Below are 6,359 nucleotides of genomic sequence, written 5' to 3'. Positions count from 1 at the left end.
CCCGACCCACCTCGTCCGGGCCGAACTCCGCGGGCCGTTCCCGGCCCACGGCCTCCACCCGCTCCCCCGCGGCGAGTCGGTTCATCACCTCGGGCAGGCGAACCTCGGCTGCCTCGGTCGCCCGATCCGAGAGGGCGCGCAACTCGTGCGTCAGACCCCGACCCACCCGCAGGGAGATGCCGATCGACAGGAGCACGGCGGCCAGGCCCGCGACCCCGGCGAACGCGGCACGCAGCAGGATCGAACCCGCCGCGGGTTCCACCCGGGCGGCGTGGTGCCGGGCCGCGGTGTCGCCCAAGATCCGGAGTTCGTCCAGGGTAACGGCCGTGATCTCCTCCCACCGGCCCGGCTGCACGCCCCCGACGCCCTGCTCCACGACCCGTTCCTCGGCCTCCCGCAGGATCCGCCCCTGTCCCGCCTGCCAGAAGTTCTCGTGGGCGCGCCGATCCTCCGACGGCAGATCGGGCAGGTGGAGTCGGTGGATCAGCCCCCGCTCGGCCACGGCATCGGACAGGGCGCGGTGCTCGCGGTCGGTCATCCGGCCGGCGGCCAGGGCGCCCGCCACCAGCGCGTCGATCCGGGAGACGTTCTCGGCCACCATGCCGAGGGAGGCGACGGCCCGGCCGTGGCGGTCCAGTTCGACGTTCTCCAGGAGGTGGAGGGCCGACTGCAGCCGTAGTCCGGGTTCCGCGACGGCGTTGTAGGCGTCCAGGGCACCGGTGCGGGTGAGGGTGTTGCTGTCGACCTGCTCCCGGGCCCGTTCGAGGTGCTCCAGCGCCTCCAGGAAGGAGACCAGCGCCTCGGCGGCGCCGGGGACGAGGTGCTCCCGGGCGGGGCCGGAGGCGTTGGCCCGCACGACCTCGATCGACCGGTCGGTGGCCTGCCTGGCACCGCGCAGTTCCTCACGGGGGCCGCGCGGGTCGGCGAGGTGGACGATCGTTTCCCGCCGTTCGCGGCGAAGGTCCCGGACCACATCGGCGGCGGGACCGCCGAACTCGTCGACGAGGTGGGAGACCCGGGTCAGTTGACGGGCCTCGTGGAGGGTGAGGGCGGTCGCGAACCCCCACAGGGCCACCAGTGCCAACAGGGGCACCAGGAGCAGCACCACGATCTTGTGACGGATCGACCTACCGCGGAAGCGCATGCCCTCCCCTTGGTCCGCCCGGGCGCGGACGCGCCGACGTGGCTCGAGCCCGGTTCCGGGGAACGGCACGACGCGCGACCGGCGCCGTCCGGTTCCGGGCCACCCGAGTGGTGAACGGTGCCCGGGAGAACCCCGGTGAAAACGGGCTGTGCGCCATCCTGGTCCGTCGTCCCCCTGCCGCGCAAGGAGTTCTGGCATGATGCCCGGGTAGGTGTTCCCCGACATTTCCGCGCATCTCGCGTACATCTCACCGTGCAGGGAGCGATGGCGTGTATGCCAAACCACGGATGCCGGACCCGGTTCGCGAGGCGGCGGTCCGGGCCGTTCTGATCGCGGCACTGACCCTCGTGCAGTTGCTCGCGGCGGTGTTGTGCACCCTCGCGAAATCATGGGCGGCCTTTCCCATGATGCTGGTGACCATAGCCGGGACCATCATCACCACCTGGGCCTTCCTCGACATCTGGATCACCCGTCAGATGTGGCGTCAGCGCCACGGCGTGGTGTCCCTGCCCAGCAGCGCGGCGCGGCGGCGACCGCTGGAACGACGCTGAGGGAGGGGTCGATACCCGGCTACGGTGTCGGGACCCCGCTCCCCGCGTCCGTGGCCACCTCGGCGGGTTCGGGCGCGGCCGGGGGCGGGGGCGGGTCCGCGGGACGGCGGTGGACCCGGGTCGCCGTGATCTCCGCCCGCGCGCCCTCGTCCGCCGGTGCCCCGGGCAGGCCGGGTCGCAGGTGCTCCTCGACGCTGATGTACTTCAGCCCGGCCCGCAGGTCCGCGTCGTTGCGCAGGCGGATCACCAGCGGGAACTCCGCCAGCGCCGTGGTGTCGAACAGCCCGGTGGTATAGAGCAGTTGGACACCCAGTGCGTTCGCCACGGCCCGCTGGAGCTCCAACAGGTAGGTCGCGTTGGCCCGGCCGATGGGGTTGTCCAGGAAGAGGGTGCCGGCGTGCCGGTGTCGATCCCGCCCCCGGTCGTTGCCGCGCAGCGCGGCCATGGTGCAGTACAGCGCGATGGCGGCGGTCAGCAGCTGCCCGCCGGAGAAGACGTCGCCCATCTGTCCGACGGGCACCCGCTCGGCGCGCAGCACGGCGTCCGGTTTGAGGATCTCCACCGCCACGCCACGGGGTGCCAGGGCCGCGCGGACACCGCGCAGCAGCAGGGACATGCCGTCCCGCCGCAGGTCGGTGTTGCGCCGTACGGCGGCCCGGGTGGTCTCGTCCACCACCTCGCCCAGGCGGGTGACCAGCGTCGCGCGGTCCGGTTCCTCGAAGCGGATCCGCAGGAACTCCTGGCCGGACCACTCCCCCAGGCCGTCGGGGAGGCGGGACAGGCGCTGGGCGGAGCGCAGGGTGTCCAGGGAGGACTCCACCAGTCCGCGCAACCGGTCCACGATGCCGTCCCGGTTGCGCTCCAACTGGCCGAGTTCGTCGGTGAGCACCCGCAGTCGGGGCGCGAAGGCCGCCGCCCATGCCTCGGCGTGGCCCGGCAGGGCGACCGGTGGCAGCTCCCGGATCTGTTGCCGGGCGGGGGTGCGCACCGCCTCGAAGCGCACGGAGTTGGCGTGCCGCACCAGCCGGTCGGCGGCCTCCCGCACGGCGCTTTCCGCCGTCGACAGCTCGCCGGCACAGGCGCGCAGGGCCCGCCGTGATTCGGCGGCGGCCCGTCGGGCGTCCTCGGCGGCTCCGGGCCAGGGTTCGACACCGGCACTCCCCGGAGCGTCCGCCCCGGAGGCGGAATCGCCCGGCTCGGGCTCGCGCAACAGGTCCAGGAGTTGCCCCGCCGTCTCGGCGAAGTCGGTGGCTGCGCGCTCGGCGGTGGCGCGACCGCGCTCGGCGTCCTGTTGCGCCAACCGGGTGGTCTCCAGCGCGTCCCCCCGACGGGCGAGCTCGGCCTCCGCCCCGCGCAGGAGGGTGCGGGCGTGGTCGGCGTCGGTGGGCTCCAGGTCCGGGGGCAGTTCGGCGTGGGCCCCACCCTCTCCCGGGGCGAGCCGCTCCGCGTCGCCGCGCAGTCGGCCGAGGCGTTCCCCCGCCTCGGCCGCCCGGCCCTCCAGCAGGTGCACCAGTTCCTCGGCCCGTGCGGCGGCCGCCTGGCGGGCGGGCCCGTCGGCTCCGTCCGGCGTGGCCAGCAGACGGCCGGCCCGGGTGCGGACCCGGCTGCCCAGCCGGTCCAGCGCGGCTCGGGCCGCGCTCTCGTCCCCTTCGGCCCTCGCCTGCTCGGCGCGCAGGTCGCTGCCGACGGCCACCTTCTCGTACAGGCTCCCCGCGGCCCGGTAGGCCTCGCGCAGGGCGGGCAGGGCGGCGGGCTCGCCACCGGCTCCGGCAAAGTCCTCACCGCCGGAGTCGATGTCCTCCGGGGCTCCCGCGATCTCCGCCCGTTCGGCGCGCAGCGTACGGGCGGTGCGACGGGCGTCGTCGGCGGCCCGCTGCGCGGCCCGGCGGTCCTCGTCAAAGGCCCGGGCCCGGTCCAGCAGCCGGGCCGCCCGGTCCTCCGCCTCGGTGACCTCCTCCGCCAGCTCCCGGAGGCGGGAGCGGTGGGCCGGGCGCTCCCGCAGTCGGCGGGCGAGACCGGCGAGGGCGTCGGCGGCCCGGCGGGCCCGACGGACGGTCTCGCCGCGGTCCTCGACGGCGCCGCGGGCCTCGCCGGCCGAGTCCTCGGCCTCCCGGAGAGCCAGATCGGCCGCGTCCAGCTCACGCCGGGCCGCGGCGGAGGCGATCCGCGCCCGCTCCGCTTCCTCCCGCAGGGCCGTCAGCCGTCCGGGGGGACAGCCGGTGCGCCACGAGGCGAGCCGTGCCGTCAGCTCCCGGTCTCCGGCGAGCCGGACGGCCACCTCCTCGATCTCCCCGTCCCGGGCCCGGGCACGCTCCCGAAGGGCGCCCCGTTCGGCGTCGGCGGCGCTCTCGTCGTGCATGGCGGGGTTGGGGGGCACCAGGAACACCGCGGTCCCACCACCGGGATCCCCGTCCCGACCCGGGGGCGGGAGCGGCGCCAGCAGGGCGGCAGCGGTGCCGACCGCCACTGCGGATCGGGGCAGCAGCGCGGCGTCCAGGAGGATCTCCCGGGCCCGTTCCAGACCTCCGGGATCGGTGACCACGACGCCGTCGACCAGTTCGGGGCGGGCGGCCAGCACCGCCGCGTGGTCATCGGGGTGGACGGACTGTGCGAGGTAGCGCCATCCGGGCAGGGCGGGAACCCCGTGCTCGCCCAGGCACTCCACGGCGGCGAGCACGTCGGGCCCCGGCGGCAACAGCCCCCCGTCGCCCAGTGCGGCGAGGATCCGGGAGTCCTCGGCGGCTCCCGTGCGCTGCTCGAACAGCCGGCGCTCCGCCGCCTCGACCGCTTCCTCCAGCCGAGCCCTCAGCTCCTCCGCCCGGCCGTCCAACTCCTCCGCGCCGAGCGGGTGCCCCGGGTCGGCACCCAACAGGTCGCCCACCCGGGGCTCGCCGGCCAGCGCCCCGGCCGCGCGGACCTCGGCGGTCAGCGCCGCTTCCGCCGCGTCCACCGCGTCGGCGGCGCGGGCCTCGGCCAATCGGGCCCGGGTGTGGCGCTCGGCGGCGGCCCGCGCGGCGTCCGCGGTGCGGGCGGCGGCCTCCCGGGCCGCGTGCAGGGCGGTTTCGGCGGTGCGGGCCGCGTCGTCGGCGGCCAGAGCGACCCGGGCGGGGTCCTCGGGGGCCCCGTCCTCACCGAACCACCCGGCTTCCGCCGCCTCGGCGATCTCCCGGTCGAGTTCGACGAGCCGTTGTTCGAGGTGGTCGGTCTCGCTGCGGGCGCGCTGGGCGGCGGTGGCGGCGGCGGTGGCCTCCCGTCGGGTCTCCTCACCGGCGGCCAGGAGATCGGCCGAGCGCCGTTCGTGGTCGGCCGCCTCCTCTTCGGCCCCGGCCGCGGCGGCCTCCAGGGCACGGATCAGCTCACCGGCCGCCCGGGCCCGGGCGGCCAGGGCCGGTGCGGCGTCCCGTTCGGCCTCCCGGATGGCCTCCGCGACCCGGGCCGCCCGGTCGGCGGCGGAACGATGTTGCAGCACGGTCTCGGTGGCCTGCCAGGCGGCGTGCAGCGAGCGGGCGTCGGCCAGTTCGCGCCGGCGTTCGGCCGCCTCCCGCTCGCCGTCGGCCAGCGCGGAGGTGGCGTGGCGCCACGCGAGTTCGGCCGCGATGTCACGAGCGGCGTCCCGGGCGCGGGAAGCGGCGGCGGTGGCCTCGGCCGCGAGCTCCGCGCGCTCCGACAGCACCGCGGCCCGTTCCCGTTCGCGCTCCGCGCGGGCGGCCAGTCGGCGCCCGAGACCACGGGTGCGCCCCTCGGCGGCGGTGTGCACGACCCGGGCGCGCTCACGCTCGGCGGTGGCGGCGGCGATGCGCTCGAGCAGATCGAGGGAGCCCGCGGTGAAGTCGCGTTCGGCGGTCAACTCCTCGCGTCTGCCCAGCTTGTGCGCGAAACCGTGCACGAGATCGGCGAGACCGTCGGTGTCCCGGTGGTCGGTGACGGCGCGCAGCAGCAGGTCCGTGAAGTCGGAGTCGTCGCGCACCGCGAAGAGGCCGGCGGCCTCGCCCTCGTCGGCGTTCATCTCCCTTTGGTACCGGAAGAGTTCGGGGTCCAGCCCCAGGTGCTCCAGGTGCTCGCGCCAGCGCTCGTGAACCTCCTCCCACACCACCTCCAGATGGGGGTGGGAGCGGCCGGTCTCGGTGAGGACGTCACGAAAGCCGCGCATGGTGCGCCGGCGGGCCCCGGCGGCCGGTGACCCGGCGGGGGCGTTCGGGGGGAGCGGTGCGCTCCGCTCGGCGACCGGTAGGGAGTCCAGCGACAGGCCGGGGCCGGGGCGGAAGGAGTACCAGGCCTCGGCGAACCGGCGGGGGTCGGAGGAGACCTGTCGGCCACGCCACTCGCTGACCTTTCCGACGACCACGGTCTCCCCGGTGACCGTGTGCTGCCATTCCAGGGCCACGTGGCCGCAGTCGTCGGCGAGCAGGAACTTGCGCAACACGCCGGAGCTGGCCCCGCCCAGGGTGTTGCGGTGGCCGGGAAGCATCACCGAGAAGATCAACTTGAGCAGGACGGACTTGCCGCCGCCGTTCTCCAGGAAGATGACCCCGGCCGGGGCGGGACGGCGGGGCGGGCCGACGGGTTCGCCCTCGAAGAAGTCCGCCTGTACCGGGGCCGGCTCGGGCACCGGGGCGCCCACACCGCGCAGGTCGAGCACGGTGTCGGCGCTGTCTCTTATACAC

The 6,359-nt window shown here is 75.7% G+C and carries 3 protein-coding genes; 1 reads left to right on the top strand and 2 read right to left on the bottom strand.

From position 1 onward, the window contains the following. Positions 1–1,144 (bottom strand): nitrate- and nitrite sensing domain-containing protein (locus tag FNQ90_RS09320; protein WP_182605930.1); only part of this gene is annotated, 1,144 nt, incomplete at its 3' end. Between the two features lie 269 nt (positions 1,145–1,413). Here FNQ90_RS09320 and FNQ90_RS09315 point away from each other — a divergent pair. Further along, a complete protein-coding gene (locus tag FNQ90_RS09315; RefSeq protein ID WP_143618786.1) occupies positions 1,414–1,695 on the top strand; it encodes a hypothetical protein in 282 nt (93 codons plus the stop codon). Between the two features lie 19 nt (positions 1,696–1,714). Here the strand turns inward: FNQ90_RS09315 and FNQ90_RS09310 are convergent, their stop codons facing one another. Continuing rightward, a complete protein-coding gene (locus FNQ90_RS09310) occupies positions 1,715–6,355 on the bottom strand; it encodes a hypothetical protein (RefSeq protein WP_182605931.1) in 4,641 nt (1,546 codons plus the stop codon). Between the last annotated feature and the right edge of the window lie 4 nt (positions 6,356–6,359).

This window comes from Streptomyces alkaliphilus (assembly GCF_014141535.1).
Classification (GTDB): Bacteria; Actinomycetota; Actinomycetes; order Streptomycetales; family Streptomycetaceae; genus Streptomyces; species Streptomyces alkaliphilus.
This window is presented reverse-complemented; position numbering and strand designations above follow the sequence as displayed.